Here is a 25,727-nt window from a genome sequence, read left to right on the forward strand (position 1 = left end):
GCCAGCCGCAGTCTTCGCTATAATCCGCGACCTGCCCACGCCGCAGGCTCGCCGAGCACATGTTGATTCCGGTCTGGGCCGCCATTATCCCGGTCTACACAGGGCCTGAAAGGATCGCGCAATGTTTGAAAACTTAACCGACCGTCTCTCGCAGACGCTGCGCCATGTCACCGGCAAGGCGAAGCTGACCGAGGACAACATCAAAGACACCCTGCGTGAAGTGCGCATGGCGTTGCTCGAAGCCGACGTCGCCCTGCCGGTGGTCAAGGACTTCGTCAATTCGGTCAAGGAGCGCGCTGTCGGCACCGAGGTGTCGCGCAGCCTGACGCCGGGCCAGGCATTCGTGAAGATCGTCCAGGCTGAACTCGAAAGCCTGATGGGCGCGGCCAACGAAGATCTGAACCTGAGCGCCGTACCGCCAGCCGTCATTCTGATGGCCGGTCTGCAGGGCGCCGGTAAAACCACCACCGCCGGCAAACTGGCGCGCTTCCTTAAAGAGCGCAAGAAGAAGTCGGTCATGGTCGTGTCGGCGGACGTTTATCGTCCGGCTGCTATTAAACAGCTGGAAACCCTGGCCAACGACATCGGCGTGACGTTCTTCCCGTCCGACCTGAGCCAGAAGCCGGTCGACATCGCCACCGCAGCTATTAAAGAAGCAAAACTGAAGTTCATCGACGTGGTCATCGTCGACACCGCCGGTCGTCTGCACATCGACGAAGAGATGATGGGCGAGATCAAGGCGCTGCACGCCGCGATCAACCCGGTCGAGACCCTGTTCGTGGTCGACGCCATGACCGGCCAGGACGCCGCCAACACGGCCAAGGCCTTCGGGGATGCGCTGCCGCTGACCGGTGTGATCCTGACCAAGGTCGACGGCGACGCCCGTGGCGGTGCTGCATTGTCGGTACGTGCTATCACCGGCAAGCCGATCAAGTTCATCGGTATGGGCGAGAAGAGCGAAGCGCTCGATCCGTTCCACCCTGAGCGTATTGCCTCGCGTATTCTCGGCATGGGCGACGTGCTCAGCCTGATCGAACAGGCTGAAGCGACCCTCGACAAGGACAAGGCCGACAAACTGGCCAAGAAGCTGAAGAAGGGCAAGGGCTTCGACCTCGAAGACTTCCGCGATCAGCTGCAACAGATGAAGAACATGGGCGGCCTCGGCGGGCTCATGGACAAACTGCCGAGCATCGGCGGCGTCAACCTGTCGCAAATGGGCAACGCCCAGAACGCCGCAGAGAAACAATTCAAACAGATGGAAGCCATCATCAATTCCATGACCCCGGCCGAGCGCCGCGACCCTGAGCTGATCAGCGGTTCGCGCAAACGTCGTATCGCCATGGGTTCCGGCACTCAGGTGCAGGACATCGGCCGCTTGATCAAGCAGCACAAGCAGATGCAGAAGATGATGAAGAAATTCACCGCCAAGGGCGGAATGGCGAAAATGATGCGCGGCATGGGCGGAATGTTGCCCGGCGGCGGCATGCCAAAGATGTAAAGAATCCGCGCCGGTCGTCGCACCGGCGCAGACCCTGCAAGGACGCAGGATCAACAGCAAACCCGCACTCGGCGGGAGCTGACTGGCCGTTTTCATCGACGGCTCTATATGCAGATCTGCACGGCATGCCATAGGCGCCGGAAAAAGTCATTTGCAAAAGTCCGGATATTCCTTAGAATATGCGGCCTTTCGGGCACCCATGCCCGCTGTGCATTTAGATTTGCAGCACCGACTACAGGAACGATGTTCACATGCTAACAATCCGTCTTGCCCTTGGCGGCTCCAAAAAGCGCCCGTTTTACCACCTGACCGTAACCGACTCGCGTAACCCGCGTGACGGCTCCCACAAAGAACAGGTTGGTTTCTTCAACCCTGTTGCCCGTGGTCAGGAAGTTCGTCTGTCCGTGAACCAAGAGCGCGTAGCCTACTGGCTGAGCGTTGGTGCACAGCCTTCTGAGCGTGTTGCTCAGTTGCTGAAGGAATCTGCAAAGGCTGCGGCCTGAGCAATATGAACGCGACGCCTGCTGTTGCCGATGATTTGATCGTTATTGGCAAAATTTATTCTGTTCATGGCGTTCGCGGCGAAGTGAAGGTTTATTCCTTTACTGATCCGACTGAAAACCTGTTGCAGTACAAAACCTGGACGCTCAAGCGCGAAGGCAATGTCAAACAGGTCGAGCTGGTCAGTGGACGCGGGAGCGACAAGTTCCTGGTCGCAAAGCTCAAGGGTCTTGATGATCGTGAAGAAGCTCGTCTTCTGGCCGGTTACGAGATCTGCGTGCCGCGCAATCTGTTCGCTGAATTGACCGACGGTGAGTACTACTGGTACCAGCTGGAAGGTCTGAAGGTCATCGACACGCTCGGGCAACTGCTCGGGAAAATCGATCATCTTCTGGAAACCGGCGCCAATGATGTAATGGTCGTCAAGCCTTGCGCTGGCAGCCTGGATGATCGCGAACGTCTGTTGCCCTATACGGAGCAATGCGTGTTGGCCATCGACCTGGCAGCGGGCGAGATGAAGGTGGATTGGGACGCGGACTTCTAAACGTGGCTAATTTGCGCGTAGAAGTGATCAGTTTGTTTCCCGAAATGTTTTCCGCCATCGGCGACTACGGCATCACCAGTCGTGCGGTCAAACAGGGGCTCTTGCAGCTGACCTGTTGGAATCCGCGAGATTACACGACGGATCGGCATCACACTGTGGACGATCGCCCGTTTGGCGGTGGTCCGGGCATGGTGATGAAGATCAAGCCCCTGGAAGATGCTCTGGTTCAGGCCAAGGCAGCAGCCGGGGAGGCGGCGAAGGTGATTTACCTGTCCCCCCAAGGCCGTCAACTGACTCAGTCGGCGGTACGCGAGCTGGCACAATCGGATGCATTGATCCTGATTGCCGGCCGCTATGAAGGCATTGACGAGCGCTTTATTGAGGCTCATGTCGATGAAGAGTGGTCGATTGGTGACTATGTACTGTCTGGCGGCGAGCTGCCGGCGATGGTCCTGATCGATGCGGTTACACGACTGCTGCCTGGAGCTTTAGGGCATGCGGATTCCGCTGAGGAAGATTCCTTTACGGATGGTCTGCTGGATTGCCCGCACTACACCCGACCTGAGGTGTATGCGGATCAGCGTGTTCCCGACGTGTTGCTGAGTGGCAATCACGCGCATATCCGGCGTTGGCGTTTACAGCAGTCCCTTGGTAGGACCTTTGAACGACGCGCCGATCTTCTGGAAAGCCGCTCGCTTTCTGGAGAAGAGAAGAAGCTGCTCGAGGAATACATCCGCGAGCGGGACGATAGTTAACAACGTATCGATGGTAGATCGAACGATTTACCTTAGGAGCACAGCATGACCAACAAAATCATCCTTGCACTCGAAGCAGAGCAGATGACCAAAGAAATCCCTACCTTCGCCCCAGGCGACACTATTGTCGTTCAGGTGAAAGTGAAGGAAGGCGATCGTTCCCGTCTGCAAGCGTTCGAAGGCGTTGTAATCGCCAAGCGTAACCGCGGCGTGAACAGTGCGTTCACCGTTCGTAAAATCTCCAACGGTGTTGGCGTAGAACGTACTTTCCAGACCTACTCCCCGCAGATCGACAGCATGGCTGTTAAACGTCGCGGTGACGTACGTAAAGCCAAGCTGTACTACCTGCGCGATCTGTCGGGTAAAGCAGCTCGCATCAAGGAAAAACTGGCTTAAGTCCAGCTTCCGATGCAGAAAAAAGCAGCCTACGGGCTGCTTTTTTGTTGCCTGCAATTTATTCACCGTACTTTCGTTTCAGGCCAGAACCATGACCACCCGCGACCAGGAAATCCAGCGCCGCACCGAACTCTCGGTGACTCGCGTAACCAAAGCCGTCTTCCCGCCGACCACCAACCACCACAACACCCTGTTCGGCGGCACCGCGCTGGCATGGATGGACGAAGTGTCGTTCATCACCGCCACGCGCTTCTGCCGGTTGCCGCTGGTGACCGTGTCCACCGACCGCATCGACTTCAATCATGCGATCCCGGCCGGCTCCATCGTCGAGTTGGTCGGGAAGGTGATCAAGGTCGGCAATACCAGCCTCAAGGTCGAAGTGGAAGTGTTTGTCGAAAGCATGAGCAGTGATGGTCGCGAGAAGGCGATTCATGGGCAGTTCAGCTTTGTTGCCATTGATGATGACAAGCGGCCGGTGCCGGTGCTGCCGGGTTTTGCGGCCTGATCAAAAACCGCGTCGCGCCCTTCGCGAGCAGGCTCGCTCCCACAGTGATCGGGGTGAACACAAAATTTGTGTCCGGCATAGAACCTGTGGGAGCGAGCCTGCTCGCGAAGGCGTCAGCTCAGGCGCTGGAAGTCTCCGGCTGAATCAACGCCAGAAGCGTCCACCCCGCCCCAGGCTTCAACGCCGTCTCCGGCGTCACCACATGCACCCAGCCACTGTCATCGCGCATGAACAACAACGTGGCGCGATTGCCATGCAGCGCCCGGTAATCCTCCCAGCCAAATCCATCTGTCAGCGTCGTGCTGTACAACTCTGAACCCTGGCCCATCTGGCTGGCCAGCTTCGCGTAAGTGAATGCCTCGCTACCCAACTGATTGCCGCGATGCTCAAGGCTGGCGCGGTGTTTGTCGCTACGCCGGCTCTCATGACCGCTGGCCAGACCAAACAAGCGTTGATGGCCGAAATCATGCCGAAAGCGCATCGCCGCCAGAGTATTGAGTTCGCCCGACGGCGACAGCGCCAGCAAATGCCCCAGCCCGACCAGATCCAGATGCGCATCGGCATGTTGCGAGGCCGGGTTGCCGAAATATGTCGGCAAGCCTTCCATCCGCGCCGCGCGAATATTTTCCCAACTCAATCGGTCAACAGCACGCGGCTGCCCAGTTGCTGCAGCGATTTGCCCAGCTCCCGCGCGGGGCCGTTGGCGCCGACGATCAGGAATCCACTCGGCGCTGGCTCCGCGACCTTGAGCAGTCGTGCAAGTGGTCGCGCAGTCGCACTCTGCAGCACAACAGTGCCGATGATCACCGCAAACGTCAGCGGCACCAGCAGCAATGCACCTTCATGCCCGGCTTCATGCAGGCGAATCGCGAAAATCGCCGAGACCGCCGCCGCGACGATCCCGCGTGGCGCGATCCAGCACAGCAATGCACGCTCACGCCAGCTCAGGCTGGAACCAGCTGTGCTGAGCAACACGTTCAGCGGCCGGGCAATCAACTGGATTACCAGCAGCAGAATCAGCACCAGCGGCCCCAGTCCGATCAGCGCGTACAAATCCAGGCGCGCCGCCAACAAGATGAACAGTCCGGAAATCAGCAGCACGCTGAGGTTTTCCTTGAAGTGCAGGATGTGCCGCACATCCACGCCCTTCATGTTCGCCAGCCACATGCCCATCAACGTTACCGCCAGCAGACCGGACTCGTGCATCACTGCGTTGGAGGTAATGAAAATCCCCAGCACCGCCGCCAGCGAGGCGAGGTTATGCAGATATTCCGGCAGCCATTGCCGGCGGATCACCGTGCCGAGCAGCCAGCCACCGAGAATGCCGAACGCAGCGCCGCAGAGAATCACGCCGCCAAAGGTGAACAGGCTCTGCTTGAGACCATGGCCTTCGGCGCTGGCAATGATGAAGCTGTAAACCACCACGGCGAGGAGCGCGCCGATCGGGTCGATGACGATGCCTTCCCAGCGCAGAATGTTGGCGATCGAGGCTTTCGGCCGCACCACACGCAGCATCGGCACGATCACTGTCGGGCCGGTCACCAGCGTCAGGCTGCCGAACAGAATGGCCAGCATCCAGTCGAAGCCGAGCAGGAAATGCGTGGCGACCGCGATGACGACCCAGGTCGAGATCGCACCGATGGTTACCAGGCGATGGACGACGCTACCGATCTCCTTCCACTCCGAGAGGTGGAGCGTCAGGCTGCCTTCGAACAGAATCAGCGCCACCGCCAGTGACACCAGCGGCATCAGCAGTGGGCCAAACATTTCCTGCGGATCAAGCCAGCCCAGCACCGGGCCGACCAGAATGCCGGTCAGCAACAGAAACAGGATCGCTGGCAACTTCAGGCGCCAGGCCAGCCATTGGCAACCCAGTGCCGCCGCGCCAATCCCGCCAAACGCCAAGAGAATTTGCTGCTCGTTCATTGAAGCTCCCTGTTCCTTGAAATAGCGGGCTATGAAAGACTAGCGCCCATTCCTACAGTTCACTCTACATTTGCGCACAGTCTTTGAGGCTGTGTGACTTGAGCGCCCATGCCTGCCATCGACCATCCGCTGATTGATCAATTCCTCGACGCTTTATGGCTGGAGAAAGGCCTGTCCGATAATACCCGTGGCGCTTATCGCAGTGATCTGGCGCTGTTCAATGGCTGGTTGCAGGAGAAGAACCTGGAACTGATCAATGCCGGACGCGAGTTGATCCTCGATCACTTGGCCTGGCGGCTGGAGCAGAACTACAAACCGCGTTCGACTGCGAGATTTCTCTCCGGTGTGCGTGGCTTTTATCGCTATCTGTTGCGGGAAAAGCTGATCAGCGTTGACCCGACATTGCGCGTCGACATGCCGCAACTCGGTAGGCCATTGCCCAAATCCCTGTCGGAAGCCGATGTCGAGGCGCTGCTCAAAGCACCGGATCTGAGCGAAGCGATCGGCCAGCGTGACCGCGCCATGCTGGAAGTGTTGTACGCCTGTGGTTTGCGCGTGACCGAGTTGGTGAGCCTGACGCTGGAACAGGTCAACCTGCGTCAAGGTGTGTTGCGGGTGATGGGCAAGGGCAGCAAGGAGCGGTTGGTGCCGATGGGCGAGGAGGCAATTGTCTGGGTCGAGCGCTATATGCGTGACGGTCGCGGCGAACTGCTCGGTGGCCGGCCCAGTGATGTGCTGTTCCCCAGTCAGCGCGGCGAGCAGATGACTCGCCAGACCTTCTGGCACCGGATCAAGCATCAGGCCAAGGTTGCCGGGATCGGCAAATCGCTGTCGCCGCACACCTTGCGTCACGCGTTTGCCACGCACCTGCTCAACCACGGCGCGGATTTGCGTGTGGTGCAGATGCTGCTCGGCCACAGTGACCTCTCTACTACGCAGATCTACACCCACGTCGCCCGCGCTCGATTGCAGGACCTGCACGCCAAACACCACCCGCGCGGCTGAAAAAAGTCCCTGTAGGAGTGAGCCTGCTCGCGATAGCGGTATTCCTCACAACACAGTGCTGAATGAAGGACCGCTATCGCGAGCAGGCTCACTCCTACGGGTTCTTCAGTGCTCTCAAAATCTATGGCGACAGGCGCATTCGGCCACCGTGGCCTTATGTGTTAGGCTTTGCCGGTTTGCACGATGGACGGTTATGACCCGGTGTTCCGGCACGGGCGTTCTGATCGTTCCATTTGTCCGCCTTCAGGAGTTCTCATGCGTCTGACCCAGATTTTCGCCGCCGCAGCCATTGCGTTGGTCAGCACCTTTGCCGTCGCCGATGACGCGGCCGACAAAGCCATTCGTCAAAGCCTGGAAAAACTCGAACTCGAGGTTCCGGTAGAAAGTATCAGTGCCAGCCCGTTGCCAGGCATGTACGAAGTCAAGCTCAAGGGCAGCCGCGTGCTCTACGCCAGTGCCGATGGCCAGTACATCGTGCAGGGCTACCTGTTTCAGCTCAAGGACGGCAAACCGGTCAACCTGACCGAGAAGACCGAACGCCTGGGCATCTCCAAGCTGATCAATGCCATTCCGGTTGCCGAAACCGTGGTCTACCCGGCCGTGGGCGAAACCAAATCGCACATCACCGTGTTCACCGACACCACCTGCCCGTACTGCCACAAGCTGCACGCCGAAGTGCCTGAGCTGAACAAGCGCGGCATCGAAGTGCGCTATGTCGCCTTCCCGCGCCAGGGTTTGAACTCGCCGGGTGACGAGCAACTGCAAGCCGTGTGGTGCTCGAAAGACAAGAAAGCCGCCATGGACAAAATGGTCGATGGCAAGGAAATCAAGGCCGCCAAATGCGATAACCCGGTTTCCAAGCAGTTCGCCCTCGGTCAGTCGATCGGCGTGAACGGCACACCGGCCATCGTTTTGGCCGACGGACAAGTGATTCCGGGCTACCAGCCTGCGCCACAAGTCGCCAAACTGGCGCTGGGCGCGAAGTAAATTCGCATCGTCACGGTCAGCCGTGACGATCATGGTCAGGCAGCGACATCGCCGGGCCATTAATAGAGAGCCGCGAGCACGCGGTTGTTTTCCGGCCGACCCCGCGTCGGCCGTTTTATGGGGAGTTCACAGTGAATCCGGTCAAAGTAGGCATCTGTGGGTTAGGGACCGTCGGTGGCGGTACCTTCAACGTACTTCAGCGCAACGCCGAGGAAATTGCTCGTCGTGCCGGGCGTGGAATCGAAGTGGCACAAATTGCCATGCGCACGCCAAAGCCTCAGTTCCAGACGACCGGTATTGCGATTACCAACGATGTCTTCGAAGTGGCCACGAACCCTGAGATCGACATCGTCATAGAGCTGATGGGCGGCTATACCGTTGCCCGCGAGCTGGTACTCAAGGCCATCGAGAATGGCAAGCATGTGGTCACCGCGAACAAGGCTCTGATTGCCGTTCACGGTAATGAAATTTTCGCCAAGGCTCGCGAGAAAGGCGTGATCGTGGCGTTCGAAGCGGCCGTGGCCGGTGGCATTCCGGTGATCAAGGCGATCCGTGAAGGCCTGTCCGCCAACCGCATCAACTGGGTCGCCGGGATCATCAACGGCACCGGTAACTTTATCCTCACCGAAATGCGCGAGAAAGGCCGTACCTTCGAAGACGTGCTGGCCGAAGCGCAGGCACTGGGTTACGCCGAAGCCGATCCGACCTTCGACGTTGAAGGCATCGACGCCGCGCACAAGCTGACAATTCTGGCCTCCATCGCGTTCGGCATTCCGCTGCAATTCGACAAGGCTTACACCGAAGGCATCACCAAACTGACCACCGCTGACGTCAACTACGCCGAAGCGCTGGGCTACCGCATCAAGCACCTCGGCGTGGCGCGCAGCACTGCCGCCGGTATCGAGTTGCGCGTACACCCGACACTGATCCCGGCCGATCGTCTGATCGCCAACGTCAACGGCGTGATGAACGCAGTGATGGTCAACGGTGACGCCGCCGGTTCGACGCTGTTCTACGGCGCTGGCGCCGGCATGGAGCCAACCGCTTCGTCGGTGATCGCCGATCTGGTCGACGTGGTTCGCGCGATGACTTCCGATCCGGAAAACCGCGTGCCGCATCTGGCCTTCCAGCCGGATTCGCTGTCGGCCCATCCGATCCTGCCGATCGAAGCCTGCGAAAGCGCGTACTACCTGCGCATTCAGGCCAAGGACCATCCGGGTGTGTTGGCTCAGGTGGCGAGCATCCTCTCGGAGCGCGGCATCAACATCGAGTCGATCATGCAGAAGGAAGTCGAGGAACACGACGGTCTGGTGCCGATGATCCTGCTGACCCACCGCGTGGTCGAGCAGCGCATCAACGATGCCATCGCCGCCCTCGAAGCGCTGGCCGGCGTCAATGGTCCGGTTGTACGGATCCGCGTCGAGCACCTGAACTAAACAGAAGCAGCTGCAAGCTTCGAGCTGCAAGCGGCAAGAGAAAAGCGGTCTGGCTTTTACTTGCAGCTTGTAGCTCGTAGCTTGAGGCCCAAACCGAAGGTTTGCCCTTATGCGATATATCAGTACCCGCGGCCAGGCACCGGCCCTGAATTTCGAAGACGTCCTGCTGGCCGGTCTCGCGACCGACGGCGGTCTGTACGTTCCGGAAAACCTGCCACGTTTCACCCAGGAAGAAATCGCTTCCTGGGCCGGCCTGCCGTATCACGAACTGGCTTTCCGCGTCATGCGCCCGTTCGTCACCGGCAGCATCCCGGATGCCGATTTCAAAAAGATTCTCGAAGAAACCTACGGTGTGTTCGCCCACAGCGCCGTGGCGCCGCTGCGTCAGCTGAACTGCAACGAATGGGTGCTGGAGCTGTTCCACGGCCCGACCCTGGCGTTCAAGGACTTCGCCCTGCAACTGCTCGGTCGTCTGCTCGACTACGTGCTGGAAAAACGCGGTGAGCGCGTAGTGATCGTCGGCGCCACCTCCGGTGATACTGGCTCGGCCGCCATCGAAGGCTGCAAGCATTGCGAAAACGTCGACATCTTCATCCTGCACCCGCACAACCGTGTGTCTGAAGTGCAGCGTCGCCAGATGACCACGATTTTCGGCGAGAACATCCACAACATCGCCATCGAAGGCAACTTCGATGACTGCCAGGAAATGGTCAAGGCGAGTTTCGCCGACCAGAGCTTCCTCAAAGGCACGCGTCTGGTCGCGGTGAACTCGATCAACTGGGCGCGGATCATGGCCCAGATCGTTTACTACTTCCACGCCGCCCTGCAGTTGGGCGGCCCGGCGCGTTCGGTATCGTTCTCGGTGCCAACCGGTAACTTCGGCGACATCTTCGCCGGTTACCTGGCCCGCAACATGGGCCTGCCGATCAACCAGTTGATCGTCGCCACCAACCGCAACGACATCCTGCACCGCTTCATGAGCGGCAATCAGTACGTCAAGGAAACCCTGCACGCCACGCTGTCGCCGTCGATGGACATCATGGTCTCGTCGAACTTCGAACGCCTGCTGTTCGACCTGCACGGTCGCAACGGTGCAGCGATTGCCGGCCTGATGGACTCGTTCAAGCAGGGCGGCGGTTTCAGCGTCGAGCAAGAGCGCTGGACCGAAGCGCGCAAACTGTTCGACTCGCTGGCCGTGGATGACGCGCAGACCTGCGAAACCATCGCCGAAGTCTACGAGCAGACCGGCGAAGTGCTGGATCCGCACACCGCCATTGGCGTCAAAGCTGCGCGCGAATGCCGACGCAGCCTGGACATCCCGATGGTCATCCTCGGCACCGCCCACCCGGTGAAATTCCCGGATGCAGTGGAGAAAGCCGGTGTAGGAAAAGCGCTCGAGCTACCTGCACATCTTTCTGATTTGTTTGAGCGAAACGAGCGCTGCACCGTTCTGCCAAATGAGCTGAAAGCCGTGCAAGCCTTTGTCAGCCAGCATGGCAACCGCGGCAAGCCGCTTTAAGCCCGTAAAAGCTGTCACATTTTGAAGCCCGTCTCCTGACGGGCTTTTTTGTTTCTGCTGCCACACTGCTCGGGTTTTCACCCACGAAGGACGGGTGAGTCGATCACGAAGGAAGTGGCAATGCTGTTTTATAGAGGTTTGAAACCGGCACTGAGTGGACTGTTCTTGTTCGGATTGCTGGCTTTGACGCGCAGCAGTGTGGCGGCGCAATTGGCGTTGCACGACGATGCCGTGGCGTTCAAGGTCCAGCCGATCGAGTTGGCCGCGCACGAGCGTCAATGGATTCGCGACAATCCCAAGGTGACGGTGACGTCGGTGCAGTACCCGTTGTATCTGTTTCAGGATGAGCATGGGCAGTGGAGCGGTTTGAACAACGATGTGCTCAAGCGTGTGACGGCAATGACCGGGCTGCAGTTCGTGCATCAGGAGTCGTTTTCCACCGATCACATGCTCGAACGCCTCGAGAGTGGGGCGGCGGATATCAGTACGACCCTGGCCATGAGCGAAGAGCGCAAGACGTTTCTGGATTACAGTCACGCATTCGGTGGCGCGGGCTGGGTGTTCGTCGGTCGTGCTGACGCGCCCCGGCTGGAATCGTTCGAGCAGTTGAGCAAACGAGTGCTGGTGTTGCCGGCCCGGCATGCGCTGGAAGACATGATCAGGCGTGACTTTCCCTCGATCGAGATCCGCTCGGTCAAGACTTATGCCGAGGCGCGGGCGCTGGTCGAAAGCGGTGAGGCCTACGCCACCATCGAAAACGAAATCGGTGCGCAGCTTTATCCCTTGGGCTTGCTCAAGGTAGGCGGGCTGGTCGAAGGCAAATGGGAGGCCGATAACCTCGCTGTACGCAAAGGCATGCCAGTGCTGCTGAGTATTCTCAACAAGGCCCTTGAGGCATTTCCTGCGGCGGAACTGCGGGCGATCCGCCTGAAGTGGCTGGAAGGTATTGCGCCGGCGCCGGTGCCGTCGTTCTGGCAGCAGCTGCTCGAATGGGGTTGCTGGGGCATGGGCGGACTTGGCGTGTTCGGTCTGCTGTCGCTGGTGTGGAATCGGCGACTGACAGCGGTGATCAAACTGCGGCGCGTGGCGGAAAAGGATCTGGGCGATCAACTCGCATTCCAGCATGCATTGATCGACTCCATGCCGGACCCAGTATTCGTCCGTGATCTGCAAGGGCGGCTGATCATGTGCAATCGCAGCTGTGAGGAGGCGTTATCGGTGCGACTGGATCAGGTGCTGGGCCGATTGCTGATCGAAGTCGATGCGTTGCCCGAGGCGACGGCGCTGATGCTGCACGACGAGTTCATGGTGCAATTGCGCACGCGCAAATCACGTTTCAGCAAACGGCGATTGCAATTCAATAGCGGTCCCCGTGAGGTGTATCAGTGGACGGTGCCGTTCTACAGTGCCGACGGTCAACTGCGCGGGCTTTTGGGTGGCTGGACGGACATCACTCAGCGTCGCACAGAGAGCGGGTGTCGATGTCCGCATTGAAGATGGGAAATGTCCTATACGACGCGGCTACTTTTCCGATGGGAGGCTTAGGACGGCTGCCCTAGAGTGACAACCACTGCGGTGAGAGTCCGCGATTGTCGCTTCAGAGGTCGCTTATGCGCTCGCTTAAAGTCCTGATACTTGAACCCAATCCGTTCCAGCTGATGGCATTGCATCAAATGCTCAATGCCATTGGCATCTATGACGTACTGACGGCGCCGTCGCTGGCATCGGCCCTGTCTTCGCTGAGCCATCGTGGCGTGGTCGACATTGCGATTTGCGATCCGCAGCTCAAGGGTGGCGATGGTCTGGCGCTGATCCATCATCTGGCGGTTCAGCATGAGGCGCGTGCACTGATCCTGCTGGGAACGGTCGCGCCGAGCCTGCTGAACGATCTCGAACCCTTGCTGTGCGAGCACCACCTGCGGCTGCTGGGGCGTCTGCAAACCCCGGTGTCGGCGGTGCTCATGCGCGGTTTGCTCGACAGTTACCTGATCGCTGCTTCGCCACCGCTCGGGATTTGACGAGGGCCGTTATTTTACTGTCATCTTCGCCGTGCATGCTCTGACAGACCGGTGACACTCCAGGGTGGGGGCGATCGGTATGCAGAACTTTCTTCTCGGGCCGGTGGTCATTTATTGTGAACACGCCCCAGGCACACAGTTTTCGGACTATTGAGTGGAGATCGAGATGGAAAGTATCAGTCTATTGCTCGGTGAGGCTCTGAGCCCGTATCAGGTTTCGTTGTCTCCAAGCGGTTGCCATGGCGAATGCCTGTTGACCTTGAAGAACAGCAGCGGCGCCATTGTGGTGGAACGCGAATTCAATCACGCGCAACTCAACGACAAGCGGCAGCTGACCGACGTCGTCGACGGCTTGCACCGTGACGTGCTGATCGCTGAAGGACGGCTGGAGCCTTGTGTGATCGCGGCATTGCGCAACGCGGCACTGGATAAACGTGCGGCGCTGTAAAGATGAAATATTTTTTGTGGGAACCTTCCTGCATCCCTGTCAGTCAGACCCCGTAACAGCAGGATCAAGCATTGTGCTCCGGTGCTTGTCGCTTGCTGCTACTGGTCTTTATGTAGGCCACGTTTAACCCCGAGTCGTCTCCCCACTTCTCGGGGTTTCTTTTGTCTGCGATTTGCCTACTGCGCGGCCTGGCGTTCGAAGAACGCGCGGGCCTGTTCCAGATAATCCGCTTGTCGCTCGGGGTCCAGCCATGCGGCGTAGAGCTGATTGAGATGCTCGTGGGGCAGGGTGCGCAGCAGTTGGTTGATCTCGCTGATGGCCTGGCGTCCCTGGGTGGTGTCGGAACACGCCACGTAGCCTGAGAGATATTTTCCCGTGCCGCGAATCGGATAAAACTCCAGTTCATCCTCGGCGATCTGCGCCTGCCTGGCCTGATAGCGGATTTCCGGCCAGTAACCCAGCACCACCTGCAGCCGGCCCAGACGCTGCATCGACAGCAGATTGGTCAGTGCCTCGTTACCGTAATGGGGCGTCAGTGCGCCGCTGGGTGCCTGATGCAGAATGTTGTCGATAAATTCGCCATAACTGCGCTCAGCGACCACGCCGACTTTTCTGTCGGTGGCGGTCAGCAACGCCGACAGGTCGACTTCGCCGTCCACCAGATAAGGTTCAAGGACCGAGCGATCTTGCAGGCGCACCACCAGACCATTGCTCACGGCGCGGATCGCCGGAATCGAATACGCAACCCACTGCGCGCGCTCCTTGTTCCACAGCAGTGCGGGATCACAGGCAAACGGGTTTTCATGAAGCATCTGCAGACCACGGGCGCGATTGACCCGCATCAGCGTGTGTTCGTATTGCGGCATGCCGGCGATCAGCAACGGCATCAGTTGGTCAATCACCCCCTGACCCTTTTTCGGACCTTCGAAAATGGTCAGTGGAGGCAAGTCGCGCAGCAGCCATATGAGCGTCGGCTTCGCCTGCGCTCCCGTCGACAGGACGAGCAAAAACAACAGGCCGAACAGCCGCCACGTCCACCAATGATGGGCGCGGTTGGCGTGCGATGGCGGCCGACGTTTCAGCTTAAATGGCTCCGTCTTCGCGCAGCTTGGCGATCTGTTGCTCGTCGTAGCCAAGGTCGTGAAGTACCTGCGCATTGTGTTCACCCAATTGCGGCCCGACCCATTCTGAACTGCCCGGTGTCTCAGAGAGTTTCGGCACAATGCCCGGCATCTTGAAATCTTTGCCGTCGGGCAGTTTGGCCTGCAGGAACATCTCCCGGGCCAGGTACTGCGGATCGTTGAACATGTCCTCGGCGCTGAAGATCCGGCTGACCGGTACTTCGGCTTGATTGAGCAGGTCGAGCACGGTTTGCAATGGCAGCGAATTGACCCAGCGATCAATCACGCCATACAGCTCGTCGCGGCGATTATCGCGTCCGTCGTTGCTGGCCAGCGTCGGATCGTTGGCGAGATCGTCGCGGCCGATGATCAGCATGAAGCGTTTGAAGATCGCGTCACCGTTGGCGCCGATTTGCACATGTTTGCCGTCAGCGCTGGTATGAATCGAAGAGGGTGTAATGCCCGGCATGATGTTGCCGGTGCGTTCGCGGATAAAACCGAATACATCGAACTCCGGCACCATGCTTTCCATCATCGCGAAAATCGCTTCGTACAACGCCACGTCAACTACTTGGCCAAGGCCGCCGTTGACTTCGCGATGACGCAGCGCCATTAACGCGCCGATCACGCCCCACAGCGCGGCAATCGAATCGCCGATGGAAATGCCGGTGCGCACCGGCGGCCGGTCTTCGAAACCGGTGATGTAGCGCAGACCGCCCATGGACTCGCCAACTGCGCCGAAGCCTGGCTGATCTTTCATTGGTCCGGTCTGACCGAAACCGGACAGGCGCACCATCACCAGTTTCGGGTTCAGCGCGTGCAGGGTTTCCCAGCTCAGGCCAAGCTTTTCCAGCACGCCGGGGCGGAAGTTCTCGATGAGGATGTCGGCTTCGCTGAGAAGTTTTTTCAGGATCGCCAAGCCGTCAGCGTGTTTGAGGTTCAGCGTCAGCGACTTTTTATTGCGCGCCTGAACGAACCACCACAGCGACGTGCCTTCGTACAGTTTTCGCCATTTGCGCAAGGGATCACCGCCGTCTGGCGACTCGATCTTGATCACTTCAGCGCCGAACTCGCCGCAAATACGCGAGGCAAACGGCCCGGCAATCAATGTACCCAATTCTATGACTTTCACACCGCTGAGCGGTTTGTTGGCGAACGGCATACTGAATCCTGTAGGACAAGGCTAAGCAGATACAGCGTTTTAACATAGCCGGCTGTCAGACGCCGCAGGTTGATCGCCATCAATTCGATGATTGCCTACCGCATCGGTTAGACTTGCCGACTTTCCTCGTATCAAGAAGCCCGTTCATGGCCCAGCCGTCCACTACCTACAAGTTTGAACTGAACCTCACCGACCTCGACCGCAGTGTCTACGAGAGCGTCAAGCAGACCATCGCCCGTCACCCTTCGGAAACCGAAGAGCGCATGACCGTGCGCCTGCTGGCCTACGCCCTCTGGTACAACGAGCAGTTGTCGTTTGGTCGCGGTCTGTCAGACGTGGACGAACCCGCGCTGTGGGAAAAGAGCCTGGACGACCGTGTTCTGCACTGGATCGAAGTCGGCCAGCCAGACGCCGACCGTCTGACCTGGTGCTCGCGTCGCACCGAGCGCACCAGCCTGCTGGCCTATGGCAGCCTGCGCGTCTGGGAAACCAAAGTGATCCCGGCGATCAAGAACCTGAAGAACGTCAACATCGCCGCCGTCCCGCAGGAAGTGCTGGAGACGCTGGCCAAGGACATGCCCCGCGTCATCAAGTGGGACGTGATGATCAGCGAAGGGACGATCTTCGTCACCGACGACCGTGGTCAGCACGAAGTCCAGTTGCAATGGCTGCAAGGTGAGCGCGGCTGATCCTGCGCCCTCAACTGATTAACCCCACGTATTAAAGAGAAGTCTCCGTCACCCCATGCGTATCGAACCTCGTCAACTGCCTGCCACTCTGCCCTTTCTCGGTGATATACCGCCACTGCTGACCCGCCTGTATGCGGCGCGGGGCGTGCAATCCGAGGCAGAACTGGACAAGAGCCTGGCGCGGTTGATCCCGTTTCAGCAGCTCAAGGGCATTGATGCGGCGGTGGACTTGCTGGTGACGGCGCTGGAGCAACGCCAGCGCATCCTCATCGTCGGCGACTTCGATGCGGACGGTGCGACGGCCAGCACGGTTGGCATGCTTGGCTTGCGTTTGCTCGGTGCCGCACATGTCGATTATCTGGTGCCGAACCGCTTTGAATATGGCTATGGCCTGACCCCGGAAATCGTCGAAGTTGCGATGACCCGCGAGCCGCATTTGCTGGTCACCGTGGACAACGGCATCTCCAGCGTCGAAGGCGTGGCCGCCGCCAAACGCCATGGCCTCAAAGTGCTGATCACCGACCACCACTTGCCCGGCGATGAACTGCCACTGGCCGATGCGCTGGTCAATCCGAATCAGCCCGGTTGCGAGTTTCCGAGCAAGGCACTGGCCGGTGTCGGGGTGATTTTTTATGTGTTGATGGCGTTGCGCGCGCGTTTGCGCAGCCTCGGCTGGTACGAGAACAAGCCGCAGCCGAACATCGGTGAACTGCTGGATCTGGTGGCGCTGGGCAGCGTTGCCGACGTGGTGCCGCTGGACGCCAACAACCGGATTCTGGTGCATCAGGGTCTTGAGCGAATTCGCGCCGGTCGCGCACGGCCGGGGATCAAAGCGATCCTTGAAGTGGCCAAGCGTGACGCTGCACGCATTACCTCCACGGATCTGGGTTTTATCGTCGGCCCGCGCCTGAATGCCGCCGGGCGTCTGGATGACATGAGTCTGGGCATCGAATGCCTGCTCACCGCCGACGCCAATCTGGCCCGGGAAATGGCCGCGCAACTCGACGGCATGAACCAGGACCGCAAATCCATCGAGCAGGGCATGCAGCGTGAAGCGCTGGCGCAGCTCAAGGAATTGCCGGTCGAGTCGATGCCGTTTGGTCTGTGCCTGTTCGATCCGGAGTGGCACCAGGGCGTGATCGGCATCCTCGCGTCACGCATGAAAGAGCGTTATTTCCGCCCGACCATTGCCTTCGCCGATGCGGGCGATGGTTTGCTCAAGGGCTCCGGCCGCTCTGTTCAGGGCTTCCATATTCGTGATGCCCTGAGTGTGGTCGCGGCGCAGCATCCGAACCTGATCGCCAAATACGGTGGCCACGCAATGGCGGCCGGACTGACCTTGCCGCAAGAGAATTTTCCGCTTTTCGCTGAAGCATTCGACGCCGAAGTGCGTAGGCAACTTCGCGAAGACGACCTGACCGGGCGCATGCTGACCGATGGCACGCTGGCGGTTGAAGAGTTCCACCTCGAACTGGCCCGCGCACTGCGCCACGCCGGGCCTTGGGGGCAGCACTTCCCGGAGCCGCTGTTTCATGGTGTGTTTCAGTTGGTCGAACAGCGGGTGGTCGGCGAGCGGCACCTCAAAGTGGTGCTGAAGAGCGAATGTGGCTCGGTGAAGCTGGACGGTATTGCGTTTGGTATTGACCGGGATATCTGGCCGAATCCGACAATCAAGTGGGTTGAACTGGCTTATAAGCTCGACGTTAATGAGTTTCGTGGGAATGAGACGGTTCAGTTGATGATTGCCCACATCGAACCGCGCTAAGCCCTTCGCGAGCAGGCTCGCTCCCACAGGTACGGTGTTGTCCTTGTGGGAGCGAGCCTGCTCGCGAAGGCGGACTTTCACACACAGAATCACTCTGAACCCTCCCTCATCCCCCGTTGTCGACTAGGCTCTAAGCACTGCTTGATTGGCCTTGTGACGTCTTGTCGAATTTTTTGCCCGCGGGGGCGGGTGCTGCACATTTTTCCTGTCACTCGTCGACTATTCAAACAGAACCCTGGAGCCTGCCCACTGATTTGAGAGGTGCCCCATGAGTCTGCTGCTTGAACCCTTCACCCTGCGCCAACTGACCCTGCCCAACCGCATCGCCGTGTCACCGATGTGCCAGTACTCCAGCGTCGATGGCCTGGCCAACGACTGGCACTTGGTGCACTTAGGCAGTCGTGCGGTGGGCGGCGCCGGTCTGGTCTTCACCGAAGCCACGGCGGTCACGGCCGACGGACGGATCACCGCCGAAGACCTTGGCCTGTGGAACGACGAACAGATCGAACCTCTACAGCGCATCACCCGATTCATTACGTCCCAAGGCGCGGTCGCCGGTATTCAACTGGCCCACGCCGGGCGCAAGGCCAGCACCCATCGGCCATGGATCGGCAAGCATGGCAGCGTTAAACCCGATGATGGCGGCTGGACCCCGGTCGGGCCGTCGCCGATTGCCTTCGACCCGCAACACACTCAACCGAAACAGCTCGACGAAGGGCAGATTGCTGACGTCATTCAGGCCTTTGTCGATGCCGCGAAACGCGCGTTGAAGGCCGGTTTCAGTGTGGTTGAGGTGCATGCGGCGCATGGTTATCTGTTGCATCAGTTTCTCTCGCCGTTGAGTAATCAACGCCGCGATCAGTACGGTGGTTCGTTTGAAAACCGCATTCGTCTGGTGCTGCAAGTCACTGAAGCGGTGAGGGCGGTCTGGCCTGAGGAGTTGCCGGTGTTTGTTCGCGTGTCGGCGACTGACTGGGTGGAAGACGGCTGGAATCCGGACGAAACCGTGGAGCTGGCGCGACGTCTGCACACTCTGGGCGCCGATCTTATCGACGTATCGTCGGGCGGGACGGCGGCCAACGCTGAAATCCCCGTCGGGCCGGGTTATCAGACGCGTTTCGCCGAACGCGTACGCAAAGAGTCAGGCATCGCCACCGGCACTGTGGGAATGATTACCGAGCCGGCGCAGGCCGAGCACATTCTGCGCACCTGTCAGGCCGACATTATCTTCCTTGCCCGCGAGCTGTTGCGTGATCCGTACTGGCCGCTGCATGCCGACGATGATCTGGGTGGACGCAAAGCGGTGTGGCCGGCGCAGTATCAGCGTGCGACTCATCGTGATCAGCCGATTCATGAGTCTGATTTGCGCGATTGAGTCGGTAGCGGTAAAGCAAAAAAGCCCCGGTCAGTGATGGCCGGGGCTTTGTTTTTTGTCTGCTGAATGTTGTATTGCCTGGGCCGACTTCGCGAGCAGGCTCGCTCCCACATTGAATCAATGCCGGTCATGACTTTTGTGATCGGCCGAGATCAACTGTGGGAGCGAGCCTGCTCGCGAAGAGGCCTGCCCAAACGCTAGAGAATCCTCAAGGGTACTTACGCTTGTCCGGCGCCGGCGGGAAGTACTGGTACAACCAGGTCTCGCTCAACGTGCGGTCATTGGTGCGAATAAACAACCGCAGCTCCACCGGCTCCACGCTGTCATTGGTCGGGTACCAATCGAACAGAATCCGGTAACCCTTGATGTCATCCAGCACCAGCACGCTGAAGTCCTGCACCTTACCGTTCGAGCACGTCACCACTGGCTCAATCCCGGTGCCCTGTGGCAATCGATCCAGCCCGCCGCCGGTGAAGTCCACGGCAAAACGACGTGCCCACACCGGCGGATAATGCTCGCCCGGGGCCCAGCCTTCGACGAAACCGCCCATGCCCGAACGGGTTGCCTGCACCCGCGCCAACGGCGTACTCACCGGCGGCAGTGCGCTCCAGTAAAGCTTGTAGCCGTAGTTCAGCGAATCGCCGGCAGCCACCGGTTTTTTCGGTGTCCAGAACGCCACGATGTTATCGAGGGTCTCGCCGGTGGTAGGAATTTCCAGCAGATCGATAGAGCCTTCGCCCCACGCGGTGGTCGGTTCTACCCATAGACTTGGGCGTTTGCTGTACCAGTCGACAGTGTCTTGGTAGTTGGCGAACTCGTGGTCGGTCTGCACCAGACCGAAACCTTTCGGATCGGTATCGGCAAACGCGTTGAACTGCAAGGTCGCCGGGTTGTTCAGTGGACGGCAGATCCACTCGCCGTTGCCGCGCCACATGGCCAGGCGATCCGAGTCGTGGATTTGCGGATGGATGGTGTCGCACATGCGGCGTTCGTGGTTGCCGCAGCTGAACATGCTGGTCATCGGCGAGATGCCCAGTTGCTCGATCGCGGTGCGCGCGTTGATGTGCGCATCGATCTCCATCACCACGCGCTCGGCCTGGCAATCGATGTCGAAGCGGTAAGCACCGGTCGCGCTCGGCGAGTCGAGCAGGGCATAGACCACAAAACGCGTGGCGTTCTTGTCCGGGGTCTCGAACCAGAACTTGGTGAAGTCAGGGAATTCTTCGCGTTTCTTCGCATAAGTGTCGATCGCCAGACCGCGAGCGGAGAGGCCATATTGGCCAGTCGCATCCACCGCACGGAAATAGCTGGCGCCGAGGAACGACACCACGTCATGGCGATCCAGTTCCGGTGCCTTGAACAGCTTGAAGCCGGCAAAACCCAGATCGCCCTTGAGTTGCTGGGTGTCGACCGAAGTGTTCTCGTAGTTGAACAGCGTCGGGCGGAAATGCACTTCGCGTGCAGTGCGGGTCTTCGGGTCGACGCTGTACATGCGCACCGGCTGGCGGAAACCCATGCCGACGTGGAAGAACTGCACGTCGAGCTGGCCTTTGTTTTCCTTCCATAACGAATGGTCGCCGTCGTAACGGATCGCATTGAAATTCTGCGGAGTCATGGTCGCCAGCGTCGGCGGCAGCACCTGTTTAGTGTCCTGATAGGCGCTGCCAGCGAGCTGCTTGGCCTGGCGCTTGAGCGCCTCGAAATCGAACGCCTGCGCCTCGCCATCAGCGGCGCCGCCACTGGCCGCCCACGCGCGGGTAGCCAGCAGGCCAGTGGCCGAAAGACCGGTGTAAGCCGCAATGGCCATGGACGCTTTGAGCAAATTCCTGCGGTGCATAAATACAACCTGTCGTGTGCAATCCCGCGCCGTTCCTGGCACGTGCTGGATCAGAAATAACGGTTCGGACATGCCTTCGGCCAAACGCAACGGACTATAAACAGATACCCGCTAGCTTAAACCGTTCGCTCGCAATGCAAAATTCGTTGATTCACTGCGCGAGTGTGTCAATGAAACAAGACATGTCGGTTAAAAGTCTTACGGGAATTTCTGATTTACACGGCATATCTGCTTTTCTCGACTAATTACTCTAAAAACCGCTTTTCAGCGCCGAATTAATTTCTATTCTATGGGCATGACCGGTGCGACCCATCTGACCGGTAGGGCACACGGCGCTGCTGTAAGGGGCAGGGCGATGTGGTGTTTAAGCAATTCTTTGCAGTATTAGAGAAGGACATCGTCCATGGCAAAAATCCAAGGCATCACCGACATGTTGGGCATCTTTCCTTGCCTGGGCAGCGGCCGCAGAAGGCGTCGGCTCAGCTCTGACGAACTGAAACTGGTGGAGCGCTATCGAGAGCTTTCGGAAAGTGACCGGATCGCGATGCGGTATCTGGTGGATGCGATGCGGAGTGTTTCGCGGTTTTAAGAGAAGATAAAAAGGGGCGGACTGAGAAGTCCGCCCCTTTTTTATGGAATCAGCTTTACGTTTCCAGTACGGGATATGGCCGCTGGCCTTGCATCAACTCCGGCACATCCCGCCATTTGACCCACGCCTGCTGTTGCCAGTGCAGCAGCGGCACGGTGACGCCCGCCCAATGCATCGAGCTCAGGCTCGGGTGGTTTTCCACAGGGCTTGATTGGGTTTCGCGCAGCATCGGGATGACTTCATGGCTCAACCATTGGCGCAGGTGACGGTTTTCCGGAACGAAGTGATGGACGAGCAGGGCGAACAGGCCGGACTCGCTGACCATCGCGCAATCGATGATTTCGCCGTCCCGACGCAGAAGGACATGGCGACGCTGGTCGGGATCGAGTTTCAGGGTGAGACGTTCGTTTAGCGGATAGCCCATCAAGCGACCGAGATCCTGAACACAGAACCAGGCTTCGTGGTCTTGCATGAAGGCGTGGAGGAAACGGTTGTGGCGGGTGAAGATGGTGGGGGTGAAGAAAGCAGAGGTTTCAGAAGGAATTTGTACGTGGTTAGGCATTTGTCGACTCCAATATCGAGAATAGAGCCGCCACTCAAATGAGCGCGGTTGCGCCATGTTGATTTTCTTCCGGCTTCGACACCGGGCCGCTGATTTCGCTGCCGAGAGAAAGCCTATCGGCTAGCAACCTACGACGCCAAGTCGGCTATATCGATACCTTCTGTAGGAAAGAGGATTTATCTCTGAGGGTCGTATCTGTAGGAAATGCCTGTTTTTGCACAGGTGCCAGCGAGCCCGCCCCTCACCAGTGTTTTTTCCGTTATTTGTTTGAATCTTGCGCATCGTTGCAGATGCCGGCCCGTCGTTTTAGGGCTCAAAGGATTGTGACGAATAAAGGAGAATTCAATGAAGGTGTCTCTCAAGCAGATCAACGGCCCTTGGGATCAGGGCTGGGTGCTGGACAAACACATGGTAAGTAGTACCTTTCTTGGCAACGATGATCGCGGACACCCATGCTTCGATAATCAGCGCACAGAGATTGGCGAGGCGACCTACCAGCTCAAATACCAGAAGGATTGGACTCAGGTCAGTCCACTTGCCCAGGCAGTAGCGACAAATGTGTTCCCAAAATTGAATCAGGTCGGGTTTGTAGTGCCTATGCCCGCTTCAAATATTCGTCAGCGACAACCGGTAACTGAAGTTGCCCTGGCGTTGGGACGAATTATCGGTCGGCCGGTTTTCACGGATTTGCTTCGAAAAGCGACCACGGGAAAGTCGCTCAAGGATTTACATTCCAAAGCCGACAAGGTTGCCGCGATTGGAGACAGTTTCACTGTCAATGATGAAATCACCACCGATGGATGCTGGAATGTTTTGGTTGTAGATGATTTGTTTGATAGCGGAGCGTCGATGGACGCGGCCTGCGCTGTTCTGCGTAAATATCCGAAAGTAGGGAAAATTTACGTCGCAGCGCTAACTTGGAAGTGAATTCAATGACCACTGTATTTATTGCTGGCTCTATCAACATCAAGAACCTTGATCCGAAGGTTAAAGAGCGCATCAATAATATCGTCGCGTCAGATTTTGAGGTGGTGGTTGGGGATGCAGGTGGCGCCGATACCTCCATTCAGGAGTACCTGCTTAGTCTCGAACGATCCAGAACCACGGTGTTCTGCAGCGGTTCGGCGCCGAGGAACAACCTTGGGCACTGGCCCGCCAGAACAGTCGACTCCAAGCATTCGAAAGGGTCGAGAGCCTTCTTCACCGAGAAGGACGTCGTCATGGCCGAAGCAGCCGACTACGGTTTGATGATCTGGGACGCAAAGAGCACCGGTACGCTCAGTAACGTCATTGAACTGTTGTCGAGAAAGAAGAAGTCGCTTGTTTTCGTCAACAAGGAAAAGGAATTCAAAGTGGTCGGAGACGTCAGTCAGCTCGAAGAATTGATTGCATTCATGTCCGATCACGCCAAGCAAAAAGCCAACGAAAAAATCAAACTGTTCGATCGTATTTCCTTGCTGAAGCACGATCAGGCAGAGCTTTCTTTTTGATGGTTTTTCTCCGCTTTCCTGAACCCCGGCACCTTGTCGGTGCCGAGGTCAAAAACTCTTAGCGACTCACCTTTCAGGCATCCCAGCCGGCGCCTTGCCATGGTCATACGGCTTGCCAATCCACATATAAACCAGGCCTGCTGGCGATGCTTTTAGTGCTTGAACATCACATGCCGAACCGTGGTGTAGTCCTCCAGCCCATACATGGACATGTCTTTCCCGTAGCCGGACAATTTCTGACCGCCATGGGGCATTTCGCTGACGAGCATGAAGTGCGTGTTCACCCACGTGCAGCCGTACTGCAAACGCGCCGACATGCGATGCGCGCGTCCTACATCCGCTGTCCACACCGAGGACGCGAGTCCGTAGTCCGAATCGTTGGCCCATTCCAGTGCCTGCGCTTCATCGGTGAATTTGGTCACGGAAACCACCGGCCCAAACACTTCGCGGCGGACGATCTCGTCGTCCTGCTGGGCATCGGCCAGCACGGTCGGCTCGAAGAAGAAACCATTGCCATCAACAGCCTTACCACCAGTGATCAAACGAATGTGCGACTGCGCCACAGCACGCTCGACAAACCCGGCAACGCGGTCGCGATGTTGCGCGGTGATCAACGGCCCCAGTTCAGTCGACGGATCATCCTGCAAGCCATACTTGATACTGCTGACCGCCGCGCCAAGCTTCTCGACAAACTTGTCGTAGATGCCTTGCTGCGCATAGATCCGGCACGCGGCAGTGCAATCCTGCCCGGCGTTGTAGAAACCGAAGGTACGAATGCCCTCAACCGCCGCATCGATATCCGCGTCGTCGAAGATGATTACCGGCGCCTTGCCGCCCAGTTCCATGTGCATGCGTTTGACGCTGTCGGCGGTGCTGGAAATGATGTTGGCGCCCGTGGCGATGGAGCCGGTCAGCGAAACCATGCGCACTTTCGGATGCGTGACCAACGGACTGCCGACGGTAGGACCGCGACCAAATACCAGATTGAGAACACCAGCCGGGAAGATTTCCGACGCCAGTTCGGCCAGACGCAACGCAGTCAGCGGCGTTTGTTCCGACGGCTTGAGCACCACGGTATTACCGGCAGCCAGCGCCGGGGCGATTTTCCAGGCGACCATCATCAGCGGGTAGTTCCATGGCGCGATGGAAGCGATCACGCCGACCGGGTCGCGACGGATCATTGAGGTGTGGCCGGGCAGGTATTCGCCAGCGGCCGAGCCGCTCATGCAACGGCTGGCGCCGGCGAAGAAGCGGAACACGTCGGCAATCGCCGGGATCTCGTCGTTGAGCGCGGCGCTGTAGGGTTTGCCGCAGTTGTCGGATTCCAGTTTGGCCAGTTCTTCGCTGTGGGCCTCGATGGCATCGGCGAGTTTGAGCAGCAGTAGCGAGCGGTCTTTCGGCGCGGTTTGCGACCACTCGGCGAAGGCGTTGTCGGCGGCGCGCACGGCGGCGTCGACCTGGGCTTCGCTGGCTTCGTTGATTTCTACCAGGACCTCGCCAAGCGACGGGTTGAGCACCGGTTGCGCCGGGCCTTCGCCGTTGACCAGTTGGCCGTTGATCAAGAGTTTGGTTTGCATGGGTTTGTCCTCACTAACACTT

24 protein-coding genes and 1 pseudogene are annotated in these 25,727 nt (G+C 58.7%); 19 read left to right on the forward strand and 6 right to left on the reverse strand.

The window, feature by feature from the left end:
* The first annotated feature begins 121 nt into the window (after positions 1 to 121).
* From ffh to CCX46_RS05335, 6 genes are all read left to right on the forward strand, one after another.
* A complete protein-coding gene (gene ffh / locus CCX46_RS05310; RefSeq protein ID WP_008081630.1) occupies positions 122 to 1,498 on the forward strand; it encodes a signal recognition particle protein in 1,377 nt (458 codons plus the stop codon).
* A gap of 251 nt (positions 1,499 to 1,749) precedes the next feature.
* Complete coding sequence (gene rpsP / locus CCX46_RS05315; protein ID WP_003198088.1) at positions 1,750 to 2,001, forward strand: 30S ribosomal protein S16; 252 nt, start codon at positions 1,750 to 1,752, stop codon at positions 1,999 to 2,001.
* A 5-nt stretch (positions 2,002 to 2,006) separates the two neighbouring features.
* Complete coding sequence (gene rimM, locus CCX46_RS05320; protein WP_064393256.1) at positions 2,007 to 2,543, forward strand: ribosome maturation factor RimM; 537 nt, start codon at positions 2,007 to 2,009, stop codon at positions 2,541 to 2,543.
* 2 nt (positions 2,544 to 2,545) lie between these two features.
* Complete coding sequence (gene trmD / locus CCX46_RS05325; RefSeq protein ID WP_008081628.1) at positions 2,546 to 3,298, forward strand: tRNA (guanosine(37)-N1)-methyltransferase TrmD; 753 nt, start codon at positions 2,546 to 2,548, stop codon at positions 3,296 to 3,298.
* Between the two features lie 45 nt (positions 3,299 to 3,343).
* Complete coding sequence (gene rplS, locus CCX46_RS05330) at positions 3,344 to 3,694, forward strand: 50S ribosomal protein L19 (protein ID WP_003175895.1); 351 nt, start codon at positions 3,344 to 3,346, stop codon at positions 3,692 to 3,694.
* A gap of 91 nt (positions 3,695 to 3,785) precedes the next feature.
* The gene (locus tag CCX46_RS05335; protein ID WP_127925953.1) at positions 3,786 to 4,199 is read left to right on the forward strand and encodes an acyl-CoA thioesterase; all 414 of its coding nucleotides are present in this window, start codon (positions 3,786 to 3,788) and stop codon (positions 4,197 to 4,199) included.
* Positions 4,200 to 4,317: 118 nt separating this feature from the next.
* On the opposite strand, the pseudogene CCX46_RS05340 reads toward CCX46_RS05335, so the two are convergent.
* Positions 4,318 to 6,125 (reverse strand): annotated as a pseudogene (locus tag CCX46_RS05340) (cation:proton antiporter).
* A 108-nt stretch (positions 6,126 to 6,233) separates the two neighbouring features.
* Here CCX46_RS05340 and xerD point away from each other — a divergent pair.
* From xerD to CCX46_RS05375, 7 genes are all read left to right on the forward strand, one after another.
* Positions 6,234 to 7,130 carry a site-specific tyrosine recombinase XerD gene (gene xerD / locus CCX46_RS05345; protein WP_038357750.1) on the forward strand — a complete coding sequence of 299 codons (897 nt, stop codon included), beginning with the start codon at positions 6,234 to 6,236 and terminating at the stop codon, positions 7,128 to 7,130.
* Between the two features lie 255 nt (positions 7,131 to 7,385).
* Positions 7,386 to 8,117, forward strand: a complete 732-nt coding sequence (gene dsbC / locus CCX46_RS05350) for a bifunctional protein-disulfide isomerase/oxidoreductase DsbC (protein WP_007908974.1) — start codon at positions 7,386 to 7,388, stop codon at positions 8,115 to 8,117.
* A 131-nt stretch (positions 8,118 to 8,248) separates the two neighbouring features.
* Positions 8,249 to 9,553, forward strand: coding sequence for a homoserine dehydrogenase (locus tag CCX46_RS05355; RefSeq protein ID WP_007908972.1), 1,305 nt, complete (start codon positions 8,249 to 8,251; stop codon positions 9,551 to 9,553).
* 109 nt (positions 9,554 to 9,662) lie between these two features.
* On the forward strand, positions 9,663 to 11,072 hold the full coding sequence (gene thrC / locus CCX46_RS05360) for a threonine synthase (RefSeq protein WP_127925954.1): 1,410 nt from the start codon (positions 9,663 to 9,665) through the stop codon (positions 11,070 to 11,072).
* Between the two features lie 120 nt (positions 11,073 to 11,192).
* Entirely contained in the window at positions 11,193 to 12,566 is a 1,374-nt protein-coding gene (locus CCX46_RS05365; protein WP_127925955.1) for a transporter substrate-binding domain-containing protein, read from the forward strand.
* A 116-nt stretch (positions 12,567 to 12,682) separates the two neighbouring features.
* Positions 12,683 to 13,090 carry a response regulator gene (locus CCX46_RS05370; RefSeq protein ID WP_127925956.1) on the forward strand — a complete coding sequence of 136 codons (408 nt, stop codon included), beginning with the start codon at positions 12,683 to 12,685 and terminating at the stop codon, positions 13,088 to 13,090.
* Positions 13,091 to 13,256: 166 nt separating this feature from the next.
* Positions 13,257 to 13,538, forward strand: coding sequence for a DUF3509 domain-containing protein (locus CCX46_RS05375; protein WP_127925957.1), 282 nt, complete (start codon positions 13,257 to 13,259; stop codon positions 13,536 to 13,538).
* A gap of 176 nt (positions 13,539 to 13,714) precedes the next feature.
* Here the strand turns inward: CCX46_RS05375 and CCX46_RS05380 are convergent, their stop codons facing one another.
* Together CCX46_RS05380 and CCX46_RS05385 are read right to left on the reverse strand one after the other, a co-directional pair.
* On the reverse strand, positions 13,715 to 14,695 hold the full coding sequence (locus CCX46_RS05380; protein ID WP_174245044.1) for a TIGR02285 family protein: 981 nt from the start codon (positions 14,693 to 14,695) through the stop codon (positions 13,715 to 13,717).
* Positions 14,622 to 15,821, reverse strand: a complete 1,200-nt coding sequence (locus tag CCX46_RS05385; protein WP_127925958.1) for a CaiB/BaiF CoA transferase family protein — start codon at positions 15,819 to 15,821, stop codon at positions 14,622 to 14,624. Before CCX46_RS05385 ends, CCX46_RS05380 begins: the two co-directional genes overlap by 74 nt.
* A 146-nt stretch (positions 15,822 to 15,967) precedes the next feature.
* Here CCX46_RS05385 and CCX46_RS05390 point away from each other — a divergent pair, with 146 nt between their 5' ends.
* The 3 genes from CCX46_RS05390 to CCX46_RS05400 all read left to right on the forward strand — a co-directional run bounded on the left by CCX46_RS05390 (position 15,968) and on the right by CCX46_RS05400 (position 19,650).
* A complete protein-coding gene (locus CCX46_RS05390) occupies positions 15,968 to 16,510 on the forward strand; it encodes a YaeQ family protein (protein WP_007908961.1) in 543 nt (180 codons plus the stop codon).
* Between the two features lie 55 nt (positions 16,511 to 16,565).
* Positions 16,566 to 18,275: a single-stranded-DNA-specific exonuclease RecJ gene (recJ, locus tag CCX46_RS05395; RefSeq protein ID WP_127925959.1), complete on the forward strand. Its 1,710-nt coding sequence runs from the start codon at positions 16,566 to 16,568 to the stop codon at positions 18,273 to 18,275.
* Between the two features lie 268 nt (positions 18,276 to 18,543).
* Positions 18,544 to 19,650 carry an NADH:flavin oxidoreductase/NADH oxidase gene (locus tag CCX46_RS05400; protein WP_095119340.1) on the forward strand — a complete coding sequence of 369 codons (1,107 nt, stop codon included), beginning with the start codon at positions 18,544 to 18,546 and terminating at the stop codon, positions 19,648 to 19,650.
* 208 nt (positions 19,651 to 19,858) lie between these two features.
* Here the strand turns inward: CCX46_RS05400 and CCX46_RS05405 are convergent, their stop codons facing one another.
* Positions 19,859 to 21,487, reverse strand: a complete 1,629-nt coding sequence (locus CCX46_RS05405; protein WP_127925960.1) for a glucan biosynthesis protein D — start codon at positions 21,485 to 21,487, stop codon at positions 19,859 to 19,861.
* 403 nt (positions 21,488 to 21,890) lie between these two features.
* On the opposite strand from CCX46_RS05405, the gene CCX46_RS05410 reads away from it, so the two are divergent.
* A complete protein-coding gene (locus tag CCX46_RS05410) occupies positions 21,891 to 22,076 on the forward strand; it encodes a hypothetical protein (RefSeq protein ID WP_102357616.1) in 186 nt (61 codons plus the stop codon).
* A gap of 55 nt (positions 22,077 to 22,131) precedes the next feature.
* Here CCX46_RS05410 and CCX46_RS05415 read toward each other — a convergent pair whose 3' ends face one another.
* Positions 22,132 to 22,638, reverse strand: a complete 507-nt coding sequence (locus tag CCX46_RS05415) for a BRO-N domain-containing protein (protein WP_127925961.1) — start codon at positions 22,636 to 22,638, stop codon at positions 22,132 to 22,134.
* Positions 22,639 to 22,983: 345 nt separating this feature from the next.
* On the opposite strand from CCX46_RS05415, the gene CCX46_RS05420 reads away from it, so the two are divergent.
* Positions 22,984 to 23,565: a ComF family protein gene (locus CCX46_RS05420; protein ID WP_064120575.1), complete on the forward strand. Its 582-nt coding sequence runs from the start codon at positions 22,984 to 22,986 to the stop codon at positions 23,563 to 23,565.
* Between the two features lie 5 nt (positions 23,566 to 23,570).
* Positions 23,571 to 24,128, forward strand: coding sequence for a hypothetical protein (locus tag CCX46_RS05425; protein ID WP_127925962.1), 558 nt, complete (start codon positions 23,571 to 23,573; stop codon positions 24,126 to 24,128).
* A 152-nt stretch (positions 24,129 to 24,280) separates the two neighbouring features.
* Here the strand turns inward: CCX46_RS05425 and CCX46_RS05430 are convergent, their stop codons facing one another.
* Positions 24,281 to 25,705 (reverse strand): gamma-aminobutyraldehyde dehydrogenase, encoded by a 1,425-nt coding sequence (locus CCX46_RS05430; protein WP_127925963.1) that lies wholly within the window; start codon positions 25,703 to 25,705, stop codon positions 24,281 to 24,283.
* Between the last annotated feature and the right edge of the window lie 22 nt (positions 25,706 to 25,727).

It is taken from the genome of Pseudomonas sp. RU47, from assembly GCF_004011755.1.
Classification (GTDB): Bacteria; Pseudomonadota; Gammaproteobacteria; order Pseudomonadales; family Pseudomonadaceae; genus Aquipseudomonas.